Here is a 25,387-nt window from a genome sequence, read left to right on the forward strand (position 1 = left end):
CACCGATGACCGCGACCGTGACGAGCATTGCCAACAGCGCGGGGCGAGACCCCTCGCTCGACCCGATCATGGCGCTGGTCGCCGCCGATATGGCGCAGGTCAACCAGGTCATTCTCGACCGGATGCAGTCCGAAATTCCGCTGATCCCGATGCTTGCCGGCCATCTGATCGCGGGCGGCGGTAAGCGGATGCGGCCGATGCTCACCTTGGCGTGCGCGCGGCTGCTGGACTATCCGGGGACGCGCCATCACAAGCTCGCCGCCTCGGTCGAATTCATCCACACCGCGACCCTGCTCCACGATGATGTCGTCGACGGGTCGGACCTGCGGCGAGGCAAACGCACCGCCAACATCATCTGGGGCAATCCGGCCAGCGTCCTCGTCGGCGACTTCCTGTTCAGCCGCAGCTTCGAACTGATGGTCGAGGACGGGTCGCTCAAAGTGCTCAAGATTTTGAGCCATGCGAGTGCGGTAATTGCCGAGGGCGAAGTCAACCAGTTGACCGCGCAGCGCCAGGTGGGTCTCGGCGAGGAGCGCTACCTCAACATCATCAGCTCGAAAACGGCGGCGCTGTTTGCGGCCGCCTGCCGTATTGCTGCTGTGGTGGCCGAGCGCGATCAGGCGACCGAGGAAGCCCTCGACGCCTATGGCCGCAATCTCGGCATCGCGTTCCAGCTTGTCGATGATGCCATCGACTATGCATCGGATGCCGAAACGATGGGCAAGGGCGTCGGCGACGATTTCCGCGACGGCAAGATGACCCTGCCGGTGATCCTCGCCTATGCGCGCGGCAGCGATGCCGACCGCGCATTCTGGAAGGACGCGGTCGAGGGGCGGCGCGTGTCCGACGAAGATCTGGCGCACGCAACGCGCCTGTTGCGCGACGCCAACGCCATCGACGACACCATCGAACGCGCGCGCCATTTCGGCCAGCGCGCCATCGACGCACTGGGACCGTTTACGCGCGGGACCGCCAAATCGGCGCTGGTCGAGGCAGTGGAGTTCGCGATCTCGCGGGCGTATTAGGAAAACCATGACAGACGCGCGCATTTATCAGGAGCCCAAGAACGCCATGCAGTCGGGCCGTGCGCGGACCTCGCGCTGGGTGCTTGAATATGCGCCTGCCGAGGCGAAGCAGCCAGATCCGCTGACCGGCTGGGCAGGCAGCGGCGACACGCGGCAGCAGCTGCGGCTGGTGTTCCCCGATGTGGCGGCGGCGCAAGCCTACGCGGCGCGCGAGGGTGTGGACGCACGGGTGATTCCCGCACCGGTGCGCGTGCTGAAGTTGCAAGCTTACGCGGATAATTTTCGGTAAGCTTAGTTTTGTTGCGGCAGGTTTGTCGGGGGGGGCGGACAGTCCGCTTATATTTTCAATTCTCCCGAAGCGGGCATTTCTGGAGGTAGCCGCCACGGACGATCCATGCCGATCGCAGTGGAACGGACACGCTATCTTTCCATGACCAAGTCTCGGACAAGAATTTCGAGCCCAGCCACAAGGTTGGAGCGGATCGTCGCCGATTGGAGAGTCGCAGATTCCATTCCGGGCAACGCATCCGCAACTTCACCAATGCTGACATCGCCCGCCTTTCGCCACGCCGAAAGCGCTAGTCCCGCACCGTTGAGATAGGCCGCTAGGATCCGCGCCTTTCCGAGCGCTTGTTCCATCGTAAATCCTGCGTTGACGAAGGCATCGACCATCGATTTGACCGCCGCCAAGGCGTTGGGTGTGCGCCAGCGCCGGGTTGCAATGAGCTGGAATGCGTGGGGATGCCGATCCGCGATACCGAGATATACTAGGGCCGCATCGGTGAGATCAGTCGCAATTGATTGTACACTGGTTGTCTCAACGCGCTGGTCTGTGAGCAGATCATCAACGATGGCGTCGAGCAAAGCGTCCATGTTCGGGAAATGATAATAGAGCGACATCGCCTCGCAGCCCAACATGTTGGCTAGCCTTCGGGCGCTCAGCGCCGAAAGACCCTGCGCCTCGACGATCGACAGCGCCGCCCGGACAATCATCTCCCGGGTCAGGCCCAGCTTTGCCCGACGCGTTCGCACTTTCTTTTCGTCTGCCATGTTGACACCTTACACTATAAGGTTTAGGCGTCAATCCAATCCTTACGATGTAAGGTAAATTCGATTCCGAAAACTGATAGGAGGAACACCATGCGCGACCTTACGATCCTTGCCCTAGCGGCACTTGCTCTAGTGCACCCTTGTCCGTCGCGCGCTGACATCAGCGCCGACAAGCGGACCGCAGCCCGCGTGTTCGTGGAGAAGATGGGGCAGGGAGATTTTAGCAGGATCGGCGACATCTATGGGCCGGACTTCATGGCGCATAGTGGTGGGCAATCCTATTCCCTGGACTATGACAACGCATCGACCAAGGCGTTGCGCGAAGCTGTTCCCGACATCAAAGTGAAGGTCGAGAACATCATTGGCCAAGGGAATCTCGTTGCCGTGCACTGGTCGGCAACGGGCACCAACACCGTCGCAGCGGCTGGCCTGCCCGGCCTCGGAAAGGTCGGATCGGTTCAAGGCATGACCTTTTTCAGATTCGCAAAGGGCAAGATCGTCGAGGAATGGAGTGTGACCGACATGCTCATGCTGATGCGCCAGTTGGGAATGTCTCGCTGAGTTCTCGTTTTGGGGTGCAGGGATTTGGAGTTGAATAACCGAAAACTTGTCACAAATAGACGTCACGGAATCCAAGCGCTAATCAGGATCAACAGCTTTACATCGATGGTCACGCCCTCGGCCCGTTTCGACGCCACAAATGCCGTGACGTCGGGCAGCGCTACCCGGTGGACCGTGATATCTTCCCCCGGCACCCCGCCGCCGTCGCCGACCTTGGTCAGGCCATGCGCGGTCACCAGGGTGAAGGTCTCGCTGACCATGCCGGGCGACGAAGCGAATTCGCCGACGATCTCGATCGTGTCGGCGCGCCAGCCTGTTTCTTCTTCCAGCTCGCGCGCGGCAGACGTCGCGACGTCCTCGCCCTCGGTCTCATCGCCGACAAGCCCGGCGGGGAGTTCGAGGCAGCGACGTTGCAACGGCACCCGCCATTGCTCGACCAGCAGGACATGGCCGTCGTCGATCGCGAGGATCACGGCAGCGCCGATGCCGCGTGCGCGCGCCACATATTCCCAAGGGCCGCGACGCTTGGCGGTAATGTACTTGCCGGACCAGACGATCTCTTCGGCGTCCGAACTCACAGCTCGATAAGCCGGTCGGGCAGTTCGTTGGCATCGTCCGCCGCGCGCGGCAGATGCGCCGACAGGATCGCCCCGACGCGTGTCACCGCCGCGATCATGCCGTCGGCGATACGGCCCTCGCGCACCTGCGCCGTCATCGCGATCATCGCGTCGCCCCATTCGGTTTCGGGCACCTTGGCATGGATGGCCTCGTCGGCGACGATCTCGGCCATGTGCTCGCCCAGCGACAGATAGATCAATATGCCGGTGCGCCCGGTCGTGCGGGCTTCGGCCCCGACCTTGAACAGCTCGATCGCCCGTCGCCGCACCCGCCGCCGTCGCACCGCGCGCGGCGTGAAGAACAGCCGCACCGGCTCGATCTGAAGTCCGGCAAACTTTCCTGCTGAGACCAGCGCCATGGCGAGGAACGTCAGGACCATCAGCTCACGGACCTGCGCCTCGCCCCAGCCGCCGGTGAACCAGCCGACAATGCCCAGCGGCAGCGCGGGCCATGCCGCGAACAGTATCGGCACGAACAGCGCCGCGAGGCCGGTGTAGATCAGCGCAATGTCTTCATAGGCGTCCGAGCGGTCGGCAATGATCGTGACGATCTCGCCCGACGTGCCGCCCTCTGCGGCATGGACCGCATCGCTAACGCGCTGGCGCTCTTCGAGTGTCGGACGTCTCATTACCATCCCCCCGACGCCCCGCCGCCGCCGAACGAGCCGCCGCCACCGGAGAAGCCGCCTCCGCCGCCGCCGCCCCATCCGCCGCCACCGCCGCCGCCCCAATGGTCGTCGTCGCTGCCCCGGCTGTTCACCGCCGCATTGATCGCCGTCCACAGGATCGCTTCGCCCAGCCCCGAGCTGTGCGTCCGCCGCCGTCCGCCGCGCGACAGCGCGCCGATCATCGGAAGCAGCACGAAGAAGAAAATGGCGATCCAGAACAGGAATGCGCCCGGGTTTACGCTGCGCCGGTCCGATTTTTCCGAAGCGGCCAGTTCTGCGGTGCGCTTGGCAGCTTCCTCGGGCGTCAGCTTGATCTGTTCGGCAATGGCATCGACACCGGCGTTGAGCGCGCCGGGGATGTCGCCCGCTTTCAGCATCGGGGTCATGATGCCGTTGGCGACGACGCTCGAAAACGCATCGGTGACCAGCGGTTCGAGGCCGTAGCCGACTTCGATGCGCGGCCCTCGCTGTCCGGTGGGATTATTGGGCGCGAGCAGGATGATCAGCCCGTCGTCCTTCTCCTTGTCGCCCAGTGCCCAGGTACGACCGAGGCGGTAGCCGTAATCCTCGAGCGGATAGCCCTGCATGTCAGGGATCGTCGCGATGACGACTTGATGGCCGGTCGCCTTCTCGACGCCTTCGAGTTTGGCCTCGAGTGCCGCCTTCGCGTCGGGCTGCAGGATATTCGCCGCATCGACGACCCGCCCGGTCAAAGGCGGGAAGGTCTGGGCGAAAGCGGGAAAGGCGCAGAGCAGCAGCAGGAGGGCGAGCAACGCTCTCCACATGCCGTCAGCCCTGCGGGTCAGCATCCACCCGGTCACCGGAACATGCCTCTCGACTGAGGGGTGGACCCCGGATCAAGTCCGGGGTGACGACCCCGTGAAGGGACCGTCAGTTGAAATCCACCTTGGGCGCGTTTTCGGCGTTCGGCGCGGTGGCGGTGTAGGTCACCATCGGCTTCGACCCGTAGAAAATCTTCGCGCCGATCGCGTCGGGGAAGGTGCGGATCGTCGTATTATATTTCTGCACCGCCTCGTTGTAATCCTTGATCGAGATATTGACGCGGTTTTCGGTGCCCTCGAGCTGCGACTGGAGCGCCATGAAATTCGCGTTCGATTTCAGCTCGGGATAGGCTTCCTGCAACTGGCGCGTGGCGAAGGTCAGGTTGTTCTGCGCGTTCTGGAACGCCGCCACCTTGGCCGGGTCGGTCAGGTCGCCGGGGCTGAGCGTCACCGAATTGGCCGAGGCGCGCGCCTGCGTCACCGTGGTCAGCACGTCCTTTTCCTGCTTGGCAAAGCCCTTCACCGTCGCGACGAGATTGGGGATCAGGTCGGCGCGGCGCTGGTAATCGGCCTGCACATTCGCCCATTTCGCCTTGGCGGCTTCCTCGGCGGTCGGGATCGAGTTGATGCCGCAACCCGACAGCGAAACGGCGGCGAGCGGTGCGAGCAGGGCCAGGCGGCGGATCGGTGTCATGCGGATAGTCCCTCCAGTGTTATGCGCGGCTAATACACGAACGCAGGCGCTGAATGCAATGTTACCTTTTGTCACTTGCAATCGGTTGCGCGTCCGTCATGCTGTCCGCGTAACGATAATCCGGGGAGTAACATCGTGAGCATGGTTTCAGAGTTCAAGGCATTCGTGAATCGGGGCAACGTCCTCGACCTTGCGGTCGGCGTCATCATCGGCGCGGCGTTCGGCAAGATCGTCACCGCGTTCACCGATGATTTCATCAACCCGATCCTCGGGATTCTGACCGGCGGCATCGATTTCGCCAATATGTTCGCGCCGCTCGGCAGCGTTCCCGACGGGACGCCGATGACGCTCGACGCGATGAAGGCGGCGGGCATTCCCGTATTCGCCTACGGCCATTTCATCACCGAAGTGATCAACTTCGTGATCCTGGCGTTCGTGATCTTCATGATCGTGCGGACCGCGAACAAGGCAATGAAGCGCAGCGACGACGCGGCGACGCCTGAAGATATCCTGCTGCTCCGCGAGATCGCGGCCAGTGTGAAGAAGTAAGCGCCGCAGGAAACCGATCGCGCTGTAATGGCGTGGTCGGTTTCACACGAAGCCCACGAAGGCACAAGGGAAGTGCTCTCTTCTTTGTGCCTTCGTGGGCTTCGTGTGAACCATTTCTCTTTCGGCAGGCACCGACCCCGCCTGCGGCGCTAAGCTGCGGCCAGATCCTCGGCAGTCGCGCTCGCGAGGCTAGTCCCGTCCAGGATCCGCGCGGTCTCGTCTCGCACGCGCATCATCGCGTGGCGGATTTCGCATTGCGCCTCGCTGCGGCAGTCCTTGCAGCGCCGGTACGCGGTGCGGCTGACGCAGGGGACCAGCGCCAGCGGCCCCTCGATCGTGCGGATGATGTCGCCGAACGAGATGAGGTGGGCGGGCCGCGCAAGGTGGAACCCGCCCGATTTGCCGCGCGTCGAGGTGACGAACCCGGCCTGGCGCAATTCGCCGAGGATGATCTCGAGGAATTTGCGCGGAATTTGCGCGTCGGTCGCGATGCGGCTCATCGGCACCGGCGGCTGGCCGAGCGCTTCGTTCGCCAGCACCAGCATGGCGCGCAAGGCATAGCGGGAGCGTTGTGTAAGCATGACACACCAGCCCATAACGCCTTCAGCCTGAACGGCAAGTTATCCGGACAGGTCAGTGTTCCTCCCCAGCGAAGCGCAGGGGAGGAGTTGGAACGCCGAAAACCGCAGTCACTTTTCATTCAGCGACAAACCCCTATATCGGTCGTGCCGGGTTCGCCCGGCTATGGCGATAAACGAGGCCGCGCAATAAGCGCAGCGGACCCGGGGGCGGTACCCGGCGGCTCCACCAAATGCCCTGCTCCGGCAGGGTAACTGACGGGGCCGAACTAGGATCGACGTGTGTTAAAATCGGTTGTCGTCGCCCGACCTGAATGAGTCGTAAAACCGTTCAAAACGACAAGTGCCAACGATAACGAGGCGCTCGCGATTGCTGCCTAACTGAATCCTTCGTGGATGAAGTTAGTTCGGCTTTAGCGCGGTAGGGACCACACCGGGCAACAGAAGTGGAAACCAGCGGCCGAGGGGTGCCGGGCAACAGAAACCCCTCACTTTTCAAAAAGTGGCGGGGCACCGAGCAACAGAAGCTCCCTATTTGCCCTTTTCTCGCCCCAATCGGGAACCGAAACCTGTCTCGCGGATTAACGCGTCCGTACGGGTGCACCAAAAGGGGGCCTCGACGGGAGACATTCACATGAAGAATCGCATTCTGGCGGCGACCGCCATCCTTACCCTCGCCACCCTCGGCGCGTGCAGCAACATGAACAACACGCAGGAAGCCGCGTCGAACAACATGGAGGCGACCGCCGACAATATGGACGCGATGGCCGACAACATGACCGGCAACGCCGCCGAGAAGATGGAAAACAAGGCCGATGCGATGGAAGAGGCCGCCGACAACGCCGCCGACGGCAATCTCGCGACCGCCAACGCCCAGGCCATGAACGCGATGAAATAAGCGCGAATTTTTCCCAAGGAAACTGGCAGGGTCGCGCCTTCGGGCGCGGCCCTTTTTTTGTTAGAATGTCGCCGAGGGCGGCTGCGGCGCGACGACCGTCGGAGGTACCGGCACTTTCACCCGCCGCACGGTCAATACCTTGACCGGCTTCTCGATCATCTGCCCTTTCAGCACGCCCGATCCCGCCGTCGGCGACAGCGGCACGTCATAGATTTTACGCGCCACGTCGAGGCCCTCGACCACGCGCCCGAACACCGCATAGCCTTCCGGATCATTGGGGTTCTGGCCCGCGTCCAGCCCGGGGATATCCGATATCAGGATCGAGAAATCGGCGGTGGCGGTGCCCACGCCGAGCCGCGCCATCGAGATCGCCCCTGCAACATGCTTCAATCCGGTCGTCGCCGTGCTCTCGTGCGGGATCGGCGGCAGCACCCGCGTTGGATCGCCGCGCAGCCCGGCCTGGACCAATCCGTTCGGCTGTTCGCCCCACGCCAGCCGCATCACGCGGTAGAACACCATATTGTCGAACCTTTTGCCGACGACATAACGCAGGAAATTCGCCGTCGAGAGCGGTGCGCGCTTGCCGTCGAGGTCGATAACGATCGTGCCCAGCTCGGTCGTCATCGCCACGCGTTCGACATCGGCGGGCACGATTTTGGCGGGGACAGGAAGCGACGCGGGGGGCTTGGCCGGTCTCGGTGGCGTAGCGGCGCAGAGCGGCACAGCAGCGAGAAGCGCAAGCGCGGCGGCGGCGAATCGGAGCGTCATCGGCGGATCATGCACGCGGGAAGGCGCGGACGGCAACAACGTGCCTTGCGCGCCGCGCCGCGTTTCGACAGGTTGGTGCGGGTGAGTGCGACCGAACAACCAATCGAACGGGGCGGCGACCTGACCCTCCCGGCACGGCCCGAACCGCTGCGGCTGATCGCTGCCGAAACCGCGGTCGTCGTCATCGATATGCAAAACGCCTATGCCTCGCCCGGCGGCTATGTCGATCTGGCCGGGTTCGATATCGGCGGCGCGGCATCGGTGATCGGGCGGATCGCGACGGTGCTGGAAACGGCGCGCGGCGCGGGCGTGCAGGTGATCTATCTGCAAAACGGCTGGGACGCCGATTATGCCGAGGCGGGCGGACCGGGGTCGCCGAACTGGCACAAATCGAACGCGCTGAAGACGATGCGCGCGCGGCCCGAGCTGAGCGGGCAATTGCTGGCGCGCGGCGGCTGGGACTATGAACTCGTCGACGCGCTCACGCCGCAGCCGGGCGACATCAGCCTGCACAAGACACGCTATTCGGCGTTCTTCAATTCGCAACTCGACAGCGTCCTGCGCGCCCGTGGCATCCGCAATATCGTGTTCGTCGGGATCGCGAGCAATGTCTGCGTCGAAAGCACGCTGCGCGACGGGTTCCACCTCGAATATTTCGGGGTGATGCTGGAGGACGCGACGCATCACCTCGGCCCCGATTACGTCCGCGACGCGACGGTCTATAACGTGGAAAAATTCTTCGGCTGGGTCAGCACGGTCGCCGATTTCTGCGGCAGTTTCGGCCAGCGCCCCAAGGAGTAGCGAATGCCCTTCACCCCCATCAACCCGCCGCAATTCCCGACCCCCATCGCGCCCTATTCGGCGGGCGCGAAGGCGGGGAACACCGTCTATGTCTCTGGCGTGCTCGCGCTGGGCGAGGGCGGCGTGGTGCTGCATGTCGGGGACGCCGCAGCGCAGACGCGCCATGTGCTGGACGTCATCAAGATCACGCTGGAAGCAGCAGGTGCGACCCTGGCCGACGTCGCGATGAACCACATCTTTCTCAAAGACCTCGCCGATTATGCCGCGTTCAACGCGGTCTATGCCGAGTACTTCCCCGGCGCGAAGCCCGCGCGCTATTGCATCAAATGCGATCTGGTGAAGCCCGATTGCCTCGTCGAAATCGCGAGCGTCGCGCACATTGCCTAAGATCGGCGGACTTTATTACGAGACACAGGGCGCGCGGCGAGCGCCGCCGGTTATCCTGTCGAGCGGGCTCGGCGGATCGGCGGCCTATTGGGAGCCGAATGTCGCTGCATTGGCCGAACATTTTCGTGTTATAACCTACGACCATCGCGGGACAGGACGTAGCACACGCAGGTTGCCGGACATGGTCACAGTGGATGACTTTGCGCGCGACATCCTCGAACTGATGGATCGGCAGAACATCGAGCGTGCTGACATCGTCGGTCACGCGGCGGGGGGCGTTGCCGGACTTGCGCTCGCGGCCATTGCGCCCAAGCGCTTGCATCGCCTGATCGTTGTCAACGGCTGGGCAAAGCCCGATCCACATTTCCAACGCTGTTTTGCGGCGCGACTCGCCCTGTTACGGCACGCGGGTGTCGAAGCCTATTTGCGGGCACAGCCGTTGTTCCTTTACCCGCCCGACTGGATCAGCAAGCACGACGCTTGGCTCGAAGCACAATTGCCACATCAGGTCGCTGACTTTCCGGGGTTGGCATCGTTGAGCAAGCGCGTCTCGGCGCTAACCTCGTTTCGATTGCCGAAGGAGGCGCGCCGTCTTGAAGGCCGCGCGCTCGTCATAACCGCAAAAGACGATATGCTTGTGCCGCCGTCCGCCAGTATGTCGCTGGCTTCGGAGCTTCGCGGACGTGGCTTGGTGATGAGTGGCGGCCATGCCTGCAACATCGTCAACGCAGATCATTTCAATACCAAGGCTATCGAATTTCTGAGGAGCTGAGCCATGCAAGTCGGCGTTTTCGTCCCCATCAACAACAACGGCTGGCTCATTTCGGAGAATGCGCCGCAGTATATGCCGTCGTTCGACCTCAACAAAACCATCGCGCAATCCGCCGAAAAGCACGGTCTCGATTTCTTGCTGTCGATGATCAAGCTGCGCGGGTTCGGGGGGAAGACCGAATTCTGGGAATACGGCCTCGAAAGCTTCACCCTGATGGCGGGGCTGGCTGCAGTCACCGAAAAGATCAAGATTTACGCGACCTGCCCGACGCTCGTTATCCCGCCCGCCTTTGCCGCGCGGATGTGCAACACCATCGACAGCATCAGCCACGGCCGCTTCGGCCTGAACCTCATCACCGGCTGGCAGCGCCCCGAATACAGCCAGATGGGCCTGTGGCCGGGCGACGAGCATTTCCGCAACCGCTACCAGATGCTCGACGAATACGCCCGCATCCTGCGCGAATGCTGGGAGACGGGCCGCAGCGATTTCAAGGGGCAATATTACCAGATGGACGACTGCCTCGTCCGCCCCAAACCGACCGGCGACATGAAAATCATCTGCGCCGGGTCTTCGGACGAGGGACTGGCGTTCTCCGCGCAATGGGCGGACTATGCCTTTTGCCTCGGCAAGGGCGTCAACACGCCGACCGCCTTCGCGTCGAACAACGAGCGGCTGGCGCTGGCGACCGCGAAAACCGGCCGCGACGTGTCGGTGTTCGTCCTCGTCATGATCATTGCGGCGGAAACCGACGCGGAGGCGATGGCGCGGTGGCAGCACATCAATGCCGGGGTCGATGTGGCGGCGATCTCGTGGCTCGCGGACCAAGGCGCGGCGGACAAGCATAATGCCACCACCAATGTGCGACAGCTTGCCGCGCCCGAGGGGGCGGTCAACATCAACATGGGAACGCTGGTCGGCAGCTATGCGAGCATCGCACGGATGCTCGACGAAATGGCCGAAGTGCCCAACACCGGTGGCGTGCTGCTGACGTTCGACGACTTCGTGCAGGGCGTGGAGGATTTCGGGACGAAGATTCAGCCGCTGATGAAATCGCGCTAACGGCCATGCGGACCCGGCTGAGCGTTTGCGCGCGCAAAACGCGGTTCGCGACCGAAGCCGATGCGCTGGCCGCTGTGCGCGCCGCCGCAATCACGCTCCACCCCTATCGCTGCGACCGCTGCCGCCGCTATCACCTGACCAGCCGGACCAAGGGGCGGCGGGTGCCGCGTCCCGCATGCCCCTGATCGCCTTCAACAAACCGTACGGCGTCCTCTGCCAGTTCACCGACGAACGCACCGCCGCCCCGCGCCCGACCTTGGCGCAGTTCATCGACGTGCCGCACGTCTATCCGGCGGGGCGGCTCGACACCGATAGCGAGGGGCTGCTGCTGCTCACCGACGACGGGCGGTTGCAGGCGCGCATCGCCGACCCGAAGTTCAAACTGCCCAAGACCTATCTCGTGCAGGTCGAAGGCGATGTCGGCGAAGACGCGCTGTCGGCGTTGCGGCACGGCGTGCAGCTGAAGGACGGCAAAACCCGTCCCGCCGACGCCGAACGCATCGCCGACCCCGACCTCTGGCCCCGCACCCCGCCGATCCGCGTCCGACAGAGCATCCCCGATTGCTGGCTGAAACTCACCATCCGCGAAGGCCGAAACCGCCAGGTGCGCCGCATGACGGCAGCAGTGGGGCATCCGACCCTGCGACTGGTGCGGTGGGCAATCGGCGACTGGACGGTCGACGGGCTGGCACCAGGGGCGTGGCGCGATCAACCCGCCTGATCGCCGTCCACCGGCTCAACCTCGACCATCGACACACTTGCCGTTGACGAATTCGAGCCGCGTGCCATCCGCGTCGCGGATGAACGCCGCGCGCGTCGCCGGGTCCGCAGGGTCGCCCCCGGCGTCCGCGTCGTCATCGTATTTCGGCGTGGTCACATAGCTGCCGAACCAGCGCGCGAATGTCGCCCGGTCGCCCAGCTTGTCGAGCACCATCGCGTGCAGCGCATCGAGCGCCTCCGCCGTAATCTCGCGCGGGTCGGCTGCCGCCGTCAGCCCGGGGTCGGCATAGCGGTCGTCATCGTCGAGCTCGGCGAGGATATGGTCGCAGAAATGCGCGATCAGCTCGCTGCGGGCCGGCGCCCGGAACCCGACCGAGTACGTCATGCAATCCGCACCGACCGCCACCCCGTTGTGCGCCACCCGCGGCGGCACATAGAGCATGTCGCCGGGCTCCAGCACCCATTCCTCGACCGGCTCGAACGCGGCCAGCAACCGCAAATCGTCATGCGGCAACAGCGGCGTATCGTCGGTGCACACCCCCCCGATCTGCCAGCGCCGCCGCCCCAGCCCCTGGATCAGGAACACGTCGTACTGGTCGAAATGCGGCCCCACCCCGCCGCCGTCGCTGGCGTAGCTGACCATCACATCGTCGATCCGCCAGTCCGGCACGAACCGGAACGGGTCGAGCAACGCCGCCACCTCCGGCACATGATGGTCCACCGCCTGCACCAGCAGCGTGTAAGGTGCCTTGCCCAGCCTGCCGAAGCGTTCCTCGGGCAGCGGGCCCGCCTCGACCCGCCAGTCGGCGCGCTTCAGCGTGATCAGCCGCGACTCGACCCCCTCCTCACACGCCAGCCCCGCCAGCTCGTCAGGGTCGAGCGGGTTCGCCCACCCGTCCCACGCCCCGCGGATCAGCAGCGGCTTCTTCTGCCAGTAATCGCGCAGGAAGGTGTCGACGTCGAAATTGCTGAGGTTCATGGCCCCCGCCTAACAGTCGCGCGCGCCGACCGCAGCATGAATCGCGCCTCCCTCTTCGCCGAGCGCCAGCGAGGTGCTCCTTCGAGCGTCAGCGAGAAGTGGAACAGCGCAGACCTCGCTAACGCTCGGCAGGGCTTCTCGCTCGCGCTCGAAGAAGAAGCTAATTCTCCCCTCGAAACTTCAGCCCCGCCGCGCGCCCGCGCCGCAGCGCCGCGACCTTCCGCTCGATCTCCGCCTGCACCGCTTCGATCGAGGGTAGCACCCGCAACTGCCGCAACGGCTTCCCCACCCCGCGGACCCCGTGCCGGTGCAGCCGCAACACCTGCAGCGCGTCGTCCACCCCCATCGGCGGCATCGGCAGGTCGGGCTCGAATTCGATCACCGGCTCGAAGGTGTTGCACGCATGCTCGATCATCGCGAATTCCAGCCGGACATAGCCGTTCTCCAGCGCCGCCTTCCATCGCTCGGCAAAGCCCGGCCATTTCGACCGCCGGACATAGGCCGACGCGACGCTCAGCCCCGCCGCCTCGCACGCCAGTTTCACATTCGCGCTCGCCGCCAGCACCCCCAGAAAGCGCGCCTCGACCCGCGGCGTCCACTGGCGCAGCCGCGCCCGCGCAACGACCGCCCGCCGCCCGTTCCCCGCGCGCACGACCATCTCCTCCCCGTCGATATAGCCCCATTTCGCCGAAGGCCTGTCGGACCCGCCCGCCGCCGCCCGCGCCTGAGCCTGCGCCGCCGCCCCGGCAACCGCGTCCTCGCACGCCGCGCGAAATTCGGCGTCGTTGGTCTTGTGCAACGTCACCCAACTCCGCGAAACCTTCGCATGCGCGGCGGCGATGGTGTAATTCCCCGTCTCGCCCAGCGCCTTGAAGAACGCAGCGCGCCGCGCGGGGGATGTTTTTGCGGACATGGCTTGGCCCCTTCGAGTCGTTTGTGGGGCTTGGGGATTAGGCGCAGAATTATTGTGTAGGACAGCTGGAATTCGCGTTCTGCGGACCGGCGGTTTTCACCCGCCTTCGTCGAAAGTCGCCCAGCCGTAACCAACTTGGCTCAATGACAGCAGAGGACGATGAGCTAGAGCGCTATAAACGCCCGCCTTGCCGGACTGAACTTGTCCGTGATTTGCTTAGCCCGCTTAGCATTTGGCTTCAAATGCCCGCTGGACAGCTTCACTGGCGCGCCAGGCGAGATGTCTGCGCGTCTGGTATATTGGCTTCGGTCATTTTTGATCTTGGCCATCATGTCTCACCCAAGAACCTCGAGATCTCAGCGTCTGTCACCTTGCGGCACATTGCCGTTACGCGCTGCGCCCTACCGGCACCCTTTTGCTTATGACATAGAGCGTCTCCAGCGGCGCTTACCTCAAGCACTACCATTGTTCCGTTTTCGTTCTTGACCCATTTGCGCGCTCCGGCCACCTCTGTCAATTGCCAGTCGAGTTCGGCACCATCAACCAACGCCAAGGCGTTCGCCACCTCAATCGCGCTCTGGTATCTATCGGCGGGTTCGACCTTCAAGCATTTCTTGATCACCGTTCGCAAACGAGACGGCGCCTGCGGCGGAAATCTTTTGCGATCAGGAAAGCGGCCACCGAGTACATCGTCCTTGAATGTCTGTGCATTGGCATAGGTAGCAAATTGGCGATCGAATTCAGCGTTGCCAACGACCATCCTATATAGCGTCAAGCCTATCTGATAAATGTCCCAGCGGAGATCGAATGCTGCCTGCCCTCGCAATGCCTCCGGCGGGATCATCTTCTGGTATGCTTTCCCCGGGTTGGCGACGCCGCCGGTCATCTGCTTCGCAAGCCCGAAATCTGACAGCAGGGCATCTCCGCGATCAGATAGCAGAATGTTATCCGGCTTTACGTCAAAATGGATCAGACCTTTTGAGTGAATATTGTGAAGCGCGCTCAGCGTCTGGCAAGCAAGCGTCACAATGCGTCTGACCGTCAAATGCGAGCCAGCGGAAATCAATGGCTTGATCGATCCATTCGCGTAATAGGGCATCGCGATGAAGATACTGTCGGCGCTTTGGCAGGCATAGTGGAGTTGCACCACATTCGGATGCGCGCTGGCGTAGAGAGCCTTTGATTCCGCAAAATAGGCTGCAGGCGAGACCAAGCTCGACTTGGCGATCTCCTTTATCACGATGTCGGCGTCCAGCTGGTGATCGCGCGCCGTGAAAGTCTTGGAGTTTTGGCCATCCTGACCGATCTCGGTCAGTTTGGTGAATTCAACTTCACCCCTGTCGATCGGGTTAAACATTAGCCGCCCCCATTGCGGTCAGGATCGCCTCGCGCTGCAGGTTTCCCTGCGTCTCCCAACCCTCAACGCCCGGATCTTTGCCGCCGGACACCATTGCCTTGAAATCAGTTCGATCCATTCCCAGTCGCCGTGATATCGAGGATATCTGACCGACGTAGAACGAGCGCACCGTGCTGCTTGCGAAGGCCTCCTGCACGACCCCCTCAATCTGCACGCGATCTACACTTGGGCTACGTGCGCTCGGCTCAGTGACGCGAACACCCGCCTGTTCAACATTATACTCCCGCAGCACGTCGAGAAGATTGCTGCGTACATACTTAAGACCCTCGGGCACGTCGAATGCGGCAGGAATCCTGATCTCTTCAATATTCACAATGACCTTATGATCGCTGTCATATACGGCAAACACCAACCCAGCTGGTTGCGCGCGAATTCCTATCGTGATCATTTAGCTCGTCTGCTCCTTAAAGAGGCTGATGCACTATTTCGAAGAATCGTGCTACGGTTCTTTAGCTATATATTCATCGCGCGCTATAAACGTCCGGGTAAAGTAGGAAGGCGCGGCGCTATTTCCGTCGATATGCCAACCGAATCTAGATCAGCGTCTGTCGCATCAAGCCGCCCGCTTCATCGGTGCCGCACTCAACCTCAAACCCAGCGTCTTCATCACTTCCATCAGTGTCGCAAGCGTCGGATTGCCGTCCTCGCTGAGCGCAGCATAGAGCGACCCTCGGCTGAGGCCCGCTTCACGCGCGACCTTGGTCATGCCGCGCACCTTGGCGACCTTGCCCAGCGCGTGCGCGAAATAGGCGGGGTCGCCGGAGGCCAGCGCCTCGTCGAGATAGAGCACCAGCGTCTCGTCGTCGCCGAGTTCGTCGGCGATGCCGAAGGGGATCGTCTCAACCATCGTCTTCATCCACCTGAATGCTACGCCGCCCGCAACGCCCGCTGCACCGCTTCCGGCTCACGGTCTATCACCTTCAGCAACGTGCGTGCCGGGCCTTCGGGAAGCCGCTTGCCCTGCTCCCAATGGCGCAACGTGTTGACGCTGACGCCGAAGCGTTGGGCGAACGCCTCTTGCGTCATGCCGGTCTTTGTCCGGATCGCGCGGACGTCGAGCGCCTTGGGGTAATGGATACGGTAGTGCGAAACGTCTGCCTCGCCCTTGGCAAAAACAAGTGCTTCCTCCAGTCCACGCCGGATGCTTTCTGCGACTTCGCTCATTGCGTCACCTTCCATATTCGGTCTTCAACAACCCGACCAACCGCTTGAGGTCGTTCCGCGCGGCGTGCGAAATGTTGGCCATCTCGTTCTTGGGATAGGCCGTAATCAGGAACAGCGGCATGCCGGGATCGTGAAAGAAATAGATCACCCGTGCGCCGCCGCTCTTTCCACGGCCCGGCAACGCCCATCGCATTTTCCGGACGCCACCCGTCCCCGCGATGACGTCGCCGTGCGTCGGATTTCCTGCCACGAAATCGATCAGATCTTCCCGTTCGTCGTGGTCGAGCATCTTTCGCGTCGCCGCGATGAATTCCGGCATCTCGACAACGGCCATCGGCAGGTCATCAGACATGCCCGAAACTAATCCAATGCACTAGTCGAGGTCAACAAAAAAAGGGGGCCGCCTCTCGGCGACCCCCCTCTCTTTCGGTCCTCTCCAGAACCTGTAGCTCTTAATCCTCGCGGGTCAGGAACGCGGGGGCGAATTCGGGCGCGGGGCCGTCATCCTTGGGGGCGCTGTCGCGGTCGCGACCGCCGCCATAGCCGCCGCCGCCACCGCCGCTGCGCGGGCCGCGATCACCGCCGCCATCGCGACGCGGGCCGCGATCGCCACGGTCTCCACCGCCGTCACGGCGCGGGCCGCGATCGCCACGGCCTTCGCCGTCACGACGGGGCCCACGGTCGGGACGGTCGCCGCGCGGGCGCTCTTCACGGGGCGGGCGGGTGTCTTCCAGCTCGGCACCGGTTTCCTGATCGACGACGCGCATCGACAGGCGCACCTTGCCGCGCGGGTCGATTTCCAGGACCTTGACCTTAACTTCCATGCCTTCGCTCAGCACGTCGGCGACCTTTTCGGTGCGCTCGTTGCGGATTTCCGACACGTGGACCAGGCCGTCCTTGCCGCCCATGAAGTTCACGAACGCGCCGAAATCGACGATGTTCACGACCTTGCCGTCATAGACCTTGCCGACTTCGGCTTCCTCGACGATGCCGCTGATCCATTTGCGCGCCGCCTCGATCTGGCTCGGGTCGGACGAGCTGATCTTGATCAGGCCCTCGTCGTCGATGTCGACCTTGGCGCCCGTCGTCGCCACGATTTCGCGGATGACCTTGCCGCCGGTGCCGATGATGTCGCGGATCTTCGACTTGTCGATCTGCATCGTCTCGATACGGGGGGCATGCGCCGACAGTTCGGTGCGCGTGTGGTCGAGCGCCTTGGCCATCTCACCCAAGATGTGGGTGCGGCCTTCGGCGGCCTGTGCCAGCGCCTGCTTCATGATCTCTTCGGTGATGCCGGCGATCTTGATGTCCATCTGCATCGTGGTGATGCCTTCGGACGTGCCCGCAACCTTGAAATCCATGTCGCCGAGGTGGTCTTCGTCGCCCAGGATGTCGCTGATCACGGCGAAGTCCTTGCCCTCGAGGATCAGGCCCATGGCGATGCCGCTGACCGGACGCTTCAGGGGAACACCCGCATCCATCATCGACAGCGAACCGCCGCAGACGGTGGCCATCGACGACGATCCGTTGCTTTCCGTAATGTCCGACAGGACGCGGATCGTGTAGGGGAACTCTTCCTTCGACGGCAGCACCGGGTGCAGCGCGCGCCAGGCGAGCTTGCCATGGCCGACTTCGCGACGCCCGGGGGCACCGAAGCGGCCGACTTCGCCGACCGAATAGGGCGGGAAGTTATAGTGGAGCATGAAGTTGGAGTAGGACAGGCCGTTGAGGCCGTCGATCATCTGCTCGGCGTCCTTGGTGCCGAGCGTCGTCGTGCAGATCGACTGCGTCTCGCCGCGCGTGAACAGCGCGGAGCCGTGCGTGCGGGGCAGGAAGCCGACGATCGCCTCGATCGGGCGGATCTGCGTGGTGGTGCGGCCGTCGATGCGTGCGCCGTCCTTCAGGATGGCGGTGCGGACGATTTCAGCCTCGAGCTTCTTCATCAGCTTGCCCGCGGCCATCTGGTCCTGCGGGGTGGCGTCGGCGAACGCGGCCTTGCCCTTGGCGCGGGCTTCGTTGAGCAGGTTCGACCGCGCGGACTTGTCGGTCACCTTGTAGGCGGCGGCGATGTCCTTGCCGATCAGCTTCTTCAGCTTGTCCTTGGCGGCGGACAGGTCGGCCTGCGGGGCCATCGGCCACGGATCCTTGGCTGCCTGTTCGGCGAGATCGATGATCGCGCCGATGACCTTCTGGATGCCGCGGTGCGCGAACATGACCGCGCCCAGCATGACTTCTTCCGACAGCTCCTTGGCTTCGGATTCGACCATCATCACTGCGTCGTGCGTGCCCGCGACCACCAGGTCGAGGTCGCCTTCGGCAACCTGCTCGTCGGTCGGGTTCAGGATGTACTCGCCCTCGACATAGCCGACGCGCGCCGCCGCAATTGGCCCCATGAAGGGAACGCCGCTCAACGTCAGTGCAGCCGACGCCGCGACCATCGCGAGGATGTCCGGCTCGTTTTCGCCGTCATACGACATCACTTGGGCGATGACGTTGATCTCGTTATAAAACCCTTCGGGGAACAACGGACGGATCGGCCGGTCGATCAGGCGCGAAACCAGCGTTTCCTTTTCGGTTGCACCGCGCTCGCGCTTGAAAAAGCCGCCCGGAATGCGGCCTGCCGACGAATATTTTTCCTGATAGTGGACGGTCAGCGGGAAGAAGTCCTGCCCTTCCTTGACGCTGCGTGCCGCGGTCACCGCGCACAACACCACTGTTTCGCCGAGCGTCGCCATCACGGCGCCATCGGCCTGGCGGGCAACGCGGCCCGTTTCGAGCTTGAGGGTTTGTCCGCCCCACTCGATTTCGACTGTCTTCATATTGAACATGTGTATTCCTTTACGACCCGCGAGCCAGATGCTGCGGGGGCCAATAAGGCAGACATCCGGTCTGCGAGCGGTGCGGGCGCTATTGGCCCAATGCGCCCCGCCGAATGCGGGACATAAGCAAACGGCGCCCTGAGGCGCCGTTTGAAACTATTTACGAAGCCCGAGCTTCGTGATGAGTGCGGTGTAGCGCGCGACGTCGATCTTTTTCAGATAATCGAGCAGCGAGCGGCGCTTGTTGACCATCATCAACAGGCCGCGACGCGAGTGGTTGTCCTTCTTGTGCGTCTTGAAATGCTCGGTCAGGTTGACGATACGCTCGGTCAGGATCGCGACCTGGACTTCGGGGGACCCGGTGTCGCCTTCGGCTTGTGCGTTGTCCTTGATGATTTCGGTCTTGCGTGCAGCAGCTACAGTCAAATTCTATTCCTTCGCGGTATCGTTTACAGGTTGAAGCCACGCTCGACCCGGACAAGTCCGGCAACGATCTCCACCAGCGCCACGGGCGTATCGCCCAGTTTCGCAAAGTGCAGGCCGTCGGAGGCGGCAACCCCGTCAAGCACGCGCCCTTGTCGGAGCGCTGCGGCTTGGTCGGGGGTGAGAGAAAGAGCCGGGATACCGTCCAGCCCTGCCTCGATGGGACGCAGGTGCGCCTCAAGCGTCGCGCCACTAGCGGCCTCGCCCAATAAGTCCAGCGAAATCGCTTGGGACAGGTCGAACGGCCCCGCGCGCGTGCGGCGGAGCATCGTGACATGGCCGACCGTGCCCAGCGCGAGCGCGATGTCACGGGCGAGGGATCGGATGTAAGTGCCTTTGGAGACATGGGCGGTGAGGGTGATCGAGGAAAGAAGGGGGGCTTCGACAAGCTCAGCCAAGTCGGATTGCGAGAGCGATTCCCCAACCGACTTGGCTGAGCTTGTCGAAGCCCCTTCTTCTACCTTTAGCGAGAAAACCGTCACCGCCCGCCTCGCCAGCACGACCTCCTCCCCCGCCCGCGCCAGATCATAGGCGCGAGCGCCATCGACTTTTAGCGCCGAATATGCAGGCGGAACCTGCTCGATGGAGCCAGTAAACTGCGGCAAGACTGCTTCGACTTGTGCGAGCGTTGGCCGCCCATCGCTCTCGGCCATCACCACCCCTTCGAGATCGAGCGTATCGGTCTGAACGCCAAACCCGATCGTAAACTCATACACCTTGCTGGCATCGAGCATCCGCCCCGCCAGCTTTGTCGCCTCGCCCAGCGCAATCGGCAGCACGCCGGTCGCCAACGGGTCGAGCGTGCCGCCATGCCCGACCTTCACCTTGGCATAGCCGCCCTGCCGCAGCGCGCGCTTGACCGCACTCACGCCCTGCGTCGAGCCGAGCCCGAGCGGTTTGTCGAGGATGATCCAGCCGTGCACTCGGGCCGTCAACGAGACGATGTCGAGAGCTGGCTGATCCAGTTCGCCGCATCGAGGCGATATACTGCCGTATCGCGCAGATAGCCCGTCCACGTCGTGCGCTCACCGACGAGCGTCTCGACGTGAACGGCGCCCAGCTTCACCACTGCAGCCATGGAACGCCCGTTCCGGGTATCGACCTTGAAAATGATGTACTTAAATCCGCAGGCAATCGCGTGGTCGATCAGGAGCCTTTTCATCTGCGCGTTGAAACCCGTGCCTCGACACCGGGGAGCGATGTATGTCGCGCCGATTTCCAAGGAGGATGCTGCTTCGTCGATGCCGATATAACTGGTCATGCCGACGACGGTATCGCCGTCGAGGACGGCAAACATCTCCCAAGCAGGTAGCGCGCGAAACAGGGCGAGCGCGGGATCGAAATGTTCTCCCAGCATCGAGACAGGATAGATATCCCAGATCAGCTTGTCCTCCGCACAGGCGCGGCGGAGCGGCTCGACGTGCCGATCTTCAAAGGGTTCTAGGACAACATTGTCCGCACTTAGCCTATTCGAAATCATGCGTTCAGCCGTTCCATGAAGTGCCGCCGACACAATGCGATATAGCGATCATTGCCGCCGATTTCGGTCTGGTCGCCGTCCTGCACCGCGCGGCCCGCCGCATCGACACGCAGGTTCATTGTCGCCTTGCGCCCGCATTCGCAGATCGCTTTCAGCTCGGTCAGGCTGTCGGCCAGCCCCAATAGCGCTGCCGATCCTTCGAACAATGCGCCCCTGAAATCGGTGCGGAGGCCATAGGTCACGACCGGCATGTCGTCGCGGTCGCATAGTTCGGCAAGCTGCCACACCTGCGCGCGCGTCAGAAACTGTGCCTCGTCGATCAGCACACAGGAAATCTTGCGGTTCGCGCGTTCTGCCCGCACCAGTGCGGCAATGTCGGTCGCCGCATCGAACGGCACCGCGTCCGCCTCCAGTCCGATCCGCGACCCGATCTTGGCGAACCCCGCACGGTCGTCGACAGCCGCAGTAAACAGCATCGCCGCCATCCCGCGCTCGGCATAGTTGAACGCCGCCTGCAACAGCGTGGTCGATTTCCCCGCATTCATCGCGGCATAGTAGAAATAAAGCTTGGCCATTTCAGGCCGACGCCAGCGTACGAACGACGACCGGCGATGTCGTACCGGCGTCCTTCGCGATACCGGCATCGAAGGTCGCGAATGCATCGACCGTTACCGGCACGCACGCGAGGTGGAGGAGGTCGGCGAATTCACCGCGAACCTTATAGCGCCCGATGGCCCATTCGACCGCAATGCGGCGCTCGATATCGACACCCGGCAAAGCGAAAAGGGCAGCCAGCGCATCGGCGATGCGCCGACGGTCGAATTTGTACCGCGACCGCAACACCCATTCGACTTCGAGCACGACCGTCGGTAACAGATAGATACCATTCGACGCGATCAGCGCGAGCGCGATGTCACATTGCCGGGCATCGTCACCGACGATGATTCGCAACGGCACATTGGCATCCACCGCAACCATCGGGCACCGTCAGCGCGACATATCGTCGTAGTCGTCGTCATCCTTGACGCCCATGTCTTTGATCGACATCGGCGGACCTTCGTACTTAGGCACTCGTCGGCGGAACTCTTCCCAGGATATCGTTTCGCGCCTTGGCTCGGGGGGCTCCAGGATGGCGCGTCCGCCCGCATGACGCACGACGAGCGGCTGACCCTCCGGCCAGCCGAGCGCTTCGCGCACGTCTTTGGGAATCACGACCTGTCCCTTGGTCGACATTTTCGTCAGCGCGTTCATTCCGGTAAGATACAACTTACCACAAGCGCGTCAATCGCCGTCCAAATCCCGCGCCACCTCGGGCCGTCGCAGGACCGCCGCGATATGGCTGCCCTCGTCAAAGCTCTCATCCGAGAGAAACTTCAGTTTCGCGGCGTATTTGCCGTTCACGCGGCGCGCGACTTCGCTTTGCAGATAGGCGGTGTTGGTGCGGAGCGCCTTCAGCACCGCTTCCTCGTTCTGGCCGAGCAGCGGTTTCACGAACACCGTTGCGTGGCGGAGATCGGGCGACATGCGGACTTCGGTGACGCTGGTCGGATGCGCGGCGAGCACATCGTCATGCACATCACCGCGCTGGAGAATGTCCGACAGCGCGTGACGCACCGCCTCGCCGACCCGAAGGGTGCGGACGGAGCGTTCGACGCCCTTTGGGTCAGCCACACATCACCTCACAGCGTGCGTGCACGCTCCTCGACCTCGAACGTTTCTAGGAAGTCGCCCGCCTTGATGTCGTTCGTCGCGTCGAAGGTAACACCGCATTCCAGACCCGCTTTGACCTCTGCCACATCGTCCTTGAAGCGGCGCAGCGAGTTGACCTTGCCGTTGTAGATGATGACGTCGTCGCGGGTGATGCGCGCGCGCAGATCCTTTTTGATGACGCCTTCGGTGACGAGCAGACCCGCCGCTTTGCCGGTCTTGCCCGCCGGGAAGACCTGGCGGATTTCGGCGCGGCCCACGACGTGTTCGATGATTTCCGGCCCCAGCTGCCCGGCCATCGCGTTCCGGACCTGGTCGGTCAGGTGGTAGATGACGTCGAAATACTGGAACTCGACGCGGTCGCGTTTGGCCAGCGCCGCCGCCTTGGGGTTCGGACGCACGTTGAAGCCGATAACCGGCGCGCCGCTTGCCGCCGCCGTCATCACATCGCTTTCAGTGATGCCGCCGACGCCCGATGACAGGATGCGGACCTTGATGTCGTCGGTCGAGATGCGGTTGACCGCGCCGACGATCGCTTCGACCGATCCTTGCGTATCGGCCTTGACGACGATGGGATATTCCATCGCCTTGACCGCGCCGAAATTGGCAAAGACATTCTCGATATCGACGGGTGCCGAGACGGTGCGCTGTTCGGTGGCGGTCTTGAGGCGATAAAGCGCGACTTCGCGGGCACGCGCCTCGTTCTCGACCACCGACATCGGATCGCCCGCCGAGGGGACGCCCGACAGCCCGAGAATCTCGACCGGCATCGAGGGGCCGGCTTCCTTGAGCTGGCGGCCCTTGTCGTCGATCATCGCGCGAACCTTGCCCGAGAACTGGCCGACGACGACGATGTCGCCGACCCGCAACGTCCCGCGCCGGACGAGGATCGTCGCCAGCGGCCCGCGGCCCTTGTCGAGCTTGGCCTCGATCACACTGCCTTCGGCGGCGCGGTCGGGATTGGCTTTCAGTTCGAGCAGTTCGGCCTGCAGGTGCAGCTTTTCGGTCAGCTCGTCGAGGCCGGTCTTCTTGAGCGCAGACACTTCGACGTCCTGCACGTCGCCCGACATTTCCTCGACGATAACTTCGTACTGAAGCAGCGCCTCACGCACTTTCTGGGCATTGGCTTCGGGCTTGTCGATCTTGGTGATGGCAACCACGATCGGCACATCGGCGGCCTTGGCATGGGTAATCGCCTCGATCGTCTGCGGCTTGATGCTGTCGTCGGCAGCCACCACCAGCACGACGATGTCGGTGACGTTCGCGCCGCGTTTGCGCATCTCGCCGAACGCTTCATGGCCGGGTGTATCGAGGAAGGTGATCTGCTCGCCCGATTTCAGCGTGACCTGATAGGCGCCGATATGCTGGGTGATGCCGCCCGCTTCGCCGCGCACGACATCGGTGCCGCGCAATGCGTCGAGCAGCGACGTCTTGCCATGATCGACATGGCCCATGATCGTGACCACGGGCGGACGGGTCTTGAGCGTCGCTTCGTCGTCGACATCCATTGCGACATCGATTTCGACATCGCTTTCGCTGACGCGGGTGTAGTTATGGCCGAATTCGGTGACCAGCAGTTCGGCGGTGTCCTGGTCGATGGTGTCGCCCATCGCCGACGGCACGCCCATCTTGAACAGCGCACGGATCAGGTCGTTGCCGCGCTCGGCCATGCGGTTGGCGAGTTCGCCGACCGTGATGGTCTCCGGAATGACGACGTCGCGGATCTGCTTGGCTTGCGGCTGGCCGCTGCCATGGGCGCGGCGTTCCTTTTCGCGGGCGCGTTTGAGCGCCGCCAGCGAACGAGCACGTGCACCTTCTTCATTGCCCTCGAGCGCGCGCGTAACGGTCAGCTTGCCGGCCTGGCGGCGGTCGTCGCCACCACGCGGGCGTGCCGTGGGGCGTGCGGGTTCGGGGCGACGCAAGGCACCCGCCGGAGTCGGCTTGACGACCCGGCCTGCATCGCCGTCGCGCTCCTGCGCGGCCTGAACTTCGGGCTCGGGCTGCGGGGGCGGATTCCGCAGCGCTTCGGCAGCGGCCTCCTCCGCGGCAATGCGCGCTTCTTCTTCGGCCTTGCGGTTTTCTTCGACGCGGCGCTTTTCGTCCTCGGTCGTGTCGATTTTCGCACGGTCGTCACGACGGCGCGCTTCCTCGAGCGCCGACATGCGCGCTTCTTCGGCTTCGCGCAGCAGGCGTTCCTGCTGTTCGCGGCGTTCGAGCGGGGTCAGCGCGCGCGGTGCGGCGGGCGGTGCGACCGGCTTGGGCGCGACAACGGGCGCGGCGACCGGTGCCGGCGCAACTTCGACGACGGGCTCGGGCGCGGGAACTTCCTCGCCAGGACGGACGAAGCGACGTTTCTTGACCTCGACCACGACGGTATTCGACCGGCCATGGCTGAAGCTCTGCTTCACCTGGCCCGTCTCGACCGTGCGCTTGATCCCCAGCGGCGCGCGCATGCCCAGTTTCGGCTTTTCAGTCTCGCTCATGAATTAAACCCGA

34 protein-coding genes and 1 other RNA gene are annotated in these 25,387 nt (G+C 63.3%); 12 read left to right on the top strand and 23 right to left on the bottom strand.

From position 1 onward, the window contains the following. Positions 1 to 5: 5 nt before the first annotated feature. Both M0209_RS15635 and M0209_RS15640 read left to right on the top strand, forming a co-directional pair. Positions 6 to 1,025, top strand: a complete 1,020-nt coding sequence (locus tag M0209_RS15635) for a polyprenyl synthetase family protein (protein ID WP_258889203.1) — start codon at positions 6 to 8, stop codon at positions 1,023 to 1,025. A 7-nt stretch (positions 1,026 to 1,032) separates the two neighbouring features. Further along, complete coding sequence (locus tag M0209_RS15640; protein ID WP_258889204.1) at positions 1,033 to 1,314, top strand: ETC complex I subunit; 282 nt, start codon at positions 1,033 to 1,035, stop codon at positions 1,312 to 1,314. Positions 1,315 to 1,445: 131 nt separating this feature from the next. On the opposite strand, the gene M0209_RS15645 is transcribed toward M0209_RS15640, so the two are convergent. After that, on the bottom strand, positions 1,446 to 2,075 hold the full coding sequence (locus M0209_RS15645) for a TetR/AcrR family transcriptional regulator (protein WP_258889205.1): 630 nt from the start codon (positions 2,073 to 2,075) through the stop codon (positions 1,446 to 1,448). Between the two features lie 90 nt (positions 2,076 to 2,165). Between M0209_RS15645 and M0209_RS15650 the strand changes: the two genes are divergently transcribed. Further along, on the top strand, positions 2,166 to 2,636 hold the full coding sequence (locus M0209_RS15650; protein ID WP_258889206.1) for an ester cyclase: 471 nt from the start codon (positions 2,166 to 2,168) through the stop codon (positions 2,634 to 2,636). Positions 2,637 to 2,698: 62 nt separating this feature from the next. Here the strand turns inward: M0209_RS15650 and M0209_RS15655 are convergent, their stop codons facing one another. The 4 genes from M0209_RS15655 to M0209_RS15670 all read right to left on the bottom strand — a co-directional run bounded on the left by M0209_RS15655 (position 2,699) and on the right by M0209_RS15670 (position 5,397). Beyond that, positions 2,699 to 3,214, bottom strand: coding sequence for an NUDIX hydrolase (locus M0209_RS15655; protein WP_258889207.1), 516 nt, complete (start codon positions 3,212 to 3,214; stop codon positions 2,699 to 2,701). Further along, complete coding sequence (locus M0209_RS15660) at positions 3,211 to 3,882, bottom strand: TPM domain-containing protein (protein ID WP_258889208.1); 672 nt, start codon at positions 3,880 to 3,882, stop codon at positions 3,211 to 3,213. The genes M0209_RS15655 and M0209_RS15660 overlap by 4 nt, the downstream gene beginning before the upstream one ends. Next, positions 3,882 to 4,742 carry a TPM domain-containing protein gene (locus M0209_RS15665; RefSeq protein WP_309547073.1) on the bottom strand — a complete coding sequence of 287 codons (861 nt, stop codon included), beginning with the start codon at positions 4,740 to 4,742 and terminating at the stop codon, positions 3,882 to 3,884. The genes M0209_RS15660 and M0209_RS15665 overlap by 1 nt, the downstream gene beginning before the upstream one ends. Positions 4,743 to 4,812: 70 nt before the next feature. Beyond that, positions 4,813 to 5,397, bottom strand: coding sequence for a LemA family protein (locus tag M0209_RS15670; protein WP_258889209.1), 585 nt, complete (start codon positions 5,395 to 5,397; stop codon positions 4,813 to 4,815). A 141-nt stretch (positions 5,398 to 5,538) separates the two neighbouring features. Between M0209_RS15670 and mscL the strand changes: the two genes are divergently transcribed. Further along, positions 5,539 to 5,946, top strand: coding sequence for a large conductance mechanosensitive channel protein MscL (mscL, locus tag M0209_RS15675; protein WP_258889673.1), 408 nt, complete (start codon positions 5,539 to 5,541; stop codon positions 5,944 to 5,946). Between the two features lie 149 nt (positions 5,947 to 6,095). Here the strand turns inward: mscL and M0209_RS15680 are convergent, their stop codons facing one another. Next, entirely contained in the window at positions 6,096 to 6,527 is a 432-nt protein-coding gene (locus tag M0209_RS15680; RefSeq protein ID WP_258889210.1) for an Rrf2 family transcriptional regulator, read from the bottom strand. 108 nt (positions 6,528 to 6,635) lie between these two features. Between M0209_RS15680 and ssrA the strand changes: the two genes are divergently transcribed. Next, positions 6,636 to 7,017: a transfer-messenger RNA gene (gene ssrA / locus M0209_RS15685) on the top strand. A gap of 141 nt (positions 7,018 to 7,158) precedes the next feature. Continuing rightward, positions 7,159 to 7,422, top strand: a complete 264-nt coding sequence (locus M0209_RS15690; protein ID WP_258889211.1) for a hypothetical protein — start codon at positions 7,159 to 7,161, stop codon at positions 7,420 to 7,422. Between the two features lie 60 nt (positions 7,423 to 7,482). Here M0209_RS15690 and M0209_RS15695 read toward each other — a convergent pair whose 3' ends face one another. Beyond that, the gene (locus M0209_RS15695) at positions 7,483 to 8,190 is read right to left on the bottom strand and encodes a peptidylprolyl isomerase (protein WP_258889212.1); all 708 of its coding nucleotides are present in this window, start codon (positions 8,188 to 8,190) and stop codon (positions 7,483 to 7,485) included. Positions 8,191 to 8,262: 72 nt separating this feature from the next. Here M0209_RS15695 and rutB point away from each other — a divergent pair, with 72 nt between their 5' ends. The 6 genes from rutB to M0209_RS15725 are packed head-to-tail and all read left to right on the top strand — an operon-like array spanning position 8,263 to position 11,930. After that, complete coding sequence (gene rutB / locus M0209_RS15700) at positions 8,263 to 8,991, top strand: pyrimidine utilization protein B (RefSeq protein ID WP_408988241.1); 729 nt, start codon at positions 8,263 to 8,265, stop codon at positions 8,989 to 8,991. 3 nt (positions 8,992 to 8,994) lie between these two features. Then, a complete protein-coding gene (gene rutC, locus M0209_RS15705; protein ID WP_258889213.1) occupies positions 8,995 to 9,378 on the top strand; it encodes a pyrimidine utilization protein C in 384 nt (127 codons plus the stop codon). Next, positions 9,371 to 10,150 (top strand): pyrimidine utilization protein D, encoded by a 780-nt coding sequence (rutD, locus tag M0209_RS15710; protein ID WP_258889214.1) that lies wholly within the window; start codon positions 9,371 to 9,373, stop codon positions 10,148 to 10,150. The genes rutC and rutD overlap by 8 nt, the downstream gene beginning before the upstream one ends. Before the next feature lie 3 nt (positions 10,151 to 10,153). Continuing rightward, a complete protein-coding gene (gene rutA, locus M0209_RS15715) occupies positions 10,154 to 11,209 on the top strand; it encodes a pyrimidine utilization protein A (protein ID WP_258889215.1) in 1,056 nt (351 codons plus the stop codon). Between the two features lie 5 nt (positions 11,210 to 11,214). Then, complete coding sequence (locus tag M0209_RS15720; protein ID WP_258889216.1) at positions 11,215 to 11,394, top strand: hypothetical protein; 180 nt, start codon at positions 11,215 to 11,217, stop codon at positions 11,392 to 11,394. Next, positions 11,385 to 11,930 carry a pseudouridine synthase gene (locus tag M0209_RS15725; RefSeq protein ID WP_258889217.1) on the top strand — a complete coding sequence of 182 codons (546 nt, stop codon included), beginning with the start codon at positions 11,385 to 11,387 and terminating at the stop codon, positions 11,928 to 11,930. The genes M0209_RS15720 and M0209_RS15725 overlap by 10 nt, the downstream gene beginning before the upstream one ends. Positions 11,931 to 11,945: 15 nt before the next feature. Here the strand turns inward: M0209_RS15725 and M0209_RS15730 are convergent, their stop codons facing one another. The 16 genes from M0209_RS15730 to infB form a co-directional block, all read right to left on the bottom strand. Further along, the gene (locus M0209_RS15730) at positions 11,946 to 12,908 is read right to left on the bottom strand and encodes a cupin domain-containing protein (RefSeq protein ID WP_258889218.1); all 963 of its coding nucleotides are present in this window, start codon (positions 12,906 to 12,908) and stop codon (positions 11,946 to 11,948) included. Positions 12,909 to 13,068: 160 nt separating this feature from the next. Next, the gene (locus tag M0209_RS15735) at positions 13,069 to 13,821 is read right to left on the bottom strand and encodes a hypothetical protein (RefSeq protein ID WP_258889219.1); all 753 of its coding nucleotides are present in this window, start codon (positions 13,819 to 13,821) and stop codon (positions 13,069 to 13,071) included. Between the two features lie 328 nt (positions 13,822 to 14,149). Beyond that, positions 14,150 to 15,178, bottom strand: a complete 1,029-nt coding sequence (locus tag M0209_RS15740; RefSeq protein WP_258889220.1) for a serine/threonine-protein kinase — start codon at positions 15,176 to 15,178, stop codon at positions 14,150 to 14,152. Next, positions 15,171 to 15,626 (bottom strand): hypothetical protein, encoded by a 456-nt coding sequence (locus M0209_RS15745; protein ID WP_258889221.1) that lies wholly within the window; start codon positions 15,624 to 15,626, stop codon positions 15,171 to 15,173. The genes M0209_RS15740 and M0209_RS15745 overlap by 8 nt, the downstream gene beginning before the upstream one ends. 165 nt (positions 15,627 to 15,791) lie before the next feature. Then, complete coding sequence (locus tag M0209_RS15750; RefSeq protein WP_258889222.1) at positions 15,792 to 16,094, bottom strand: addiction module antidote protein; 303 nt, start codon at positions 16,092 to 16,094, stop codon at positions 15,792 to 15,794. A gap of 11 nt (positions 16,095 to 16,105) precedes the next feature. Then, positions 16,106 to 16,402, bottom strand: a complete 297-nt coding sequence (locus M0209_RS15755) for a DNA-binding transcriptional regulator (protein ID WP_258889223.1) — start codon at positions 16,400 to 16,402, stop codon at positions 16,106 to 16,108. A 4-nt stretch (positions 16,403 to 16,406) separates the two neighbouring features. Next, positions 16,407 to 16,754 carry a type II toxin-antitoxin system RelE/ParE family toxin gene (locus M0209_RS15760; RefSeq protein WP_258889224.1) on the bottom strand — a complete coding sequence of 116 codons (348 nt, stop codon included), beginning with the start codon at positions 16,752 to 16,754 and terminating at the stop codon, positions 16,407 to 16,409. A 100-nt stretch (positions 16,755 to 16,854) separates the two neighbouring features. Further along, positions 16,855 to 19,230 (bottom strand): polyribonucleotide nucleotidyltransferase, encoded by a 2,376-nt coding sequence (gene pnp / locus M0209_RS15765; protein ID WP_258889225.1) that lies wholly within the window; start codon positions 19,228 to 19,230, stop codon positions 16,855 to 16,857. A gap of 147 nt (positions 19,231 to 19,377) precedes the next feature. Beyond that, positions 19,378 to 19,647 carry a 30S ribosomal protein S15 gene (gene rpsO / locus M0209_RS15770; RefSeq protein WP_258889226.1) on the bottom strand — a complete coding sequence of 90 codons (270 nt, stop codon included), beginning with the start codon at positions 19,645 to 19,647 and terminating at the stop codon, positions 19,378 to 19,380. 23 nt (positions 19,648 to 19,670) lie between these two features. Further along, positions 19,671 to 20,627 (bottom strand): tRNA pseudouridine(55) synthase TruB, encoded by a 957-nt coding sequence (truB, locus tag M0209_RS15775; RefSeq protein WP_258889675.1) that lies wholly within the window; start codon positions 20,625 to 20,627, stop codon positions 19,671 to 19,673. A gap of 8 nt (positions 20,628 to 20,635) precedes the next feature. After that, entirely contained in the window at positions 20,636 to 21,217 is a 582-nt protein-coding gene (locus M0209_RS15780) for a GNAT family N-acetyltransferase (RefSeq protein ID WP_258889227.1), read from the bottom strand. Beyond that, positions 21,181 to 21,759, bottom strand: a complete 579-nt coding sequence (locus M0209_RS15785) for a thymidine kinase (protein ID WP_258889228.1) — start codon at positions 21,757 to 21,759, stop codon at positions 21,181 to 21,183. The genes M0209_RS15780 and M0209_RS15785 overlap by 37 nt, the downstream gene beginning before the upstream one ends. A 1-nt stretch (position 21,760) precedes the next feature. Beyond that, positions 21,761 to 22,162, bottom strand: coding sequence for a type II toxin-antitoxin system VapC family toxin (locus tag M0209_RS15790; protein ID WP_258889229.1), 402 nt, complete (start codon positions 22,160 to 22,162; stop codon positions 21,761 to 21,763). Positions 22,163 to 22,171: 9 nt separating this feature from the next. Then, positions 22,172 to 22,435, bottom strand: coding sequence for an AbrB/MazE/SpoVT family DNA-binding domain-containing protein (locus M0209_RS15795; RefSeq protein WP_258889230.1), 264 nt, complete (start codon positions 22,433 to 22,435; stop codon positions 22,172 to 22,174). Positions 22,436 to 22,465: 30 nt separating this feature from the next. Further along, complete coding sequence (gene rbfA / locus M0209_RS15800) at positions 22,466 to 22,855, bottom strand: 30S ribosome-binding factor RbfA (RefSeq protein ID WP_258889231.1); 390 nt, start codon at positions 22,853 to 22,855, stop codon at positions 22,466 to 22,468. Positions 22,856 to 22,863: 8 nt separating this feature from the next. Continuing rightward, positions 22,864 to 25,374 (bottom strand): translation initiation factor IF-2, encoded by a 2,511-nt coding sequence (gene infB, locus M0209_RS15805; RefSeq protein WP_258889232.1) that lies wholly within the window; start codon positions 25,372 to 25,374, stop codon positions 22,864 to 22,866. Between the last annotated feature and the right edge of the window lie 13 nt (positions 25,375 to 25,387).

The sequence above is a fragment of the Sphingomonas sp. SUN039 genome (assembly GCF_024758725.1).
In the GTDB taxonomy this organism is placed as follows: Bacteria; Pseudomonadota; Alphaproteobacteria; order Sphingomonadales; family Sphingomonadaceae; genus Sphingomonas_O.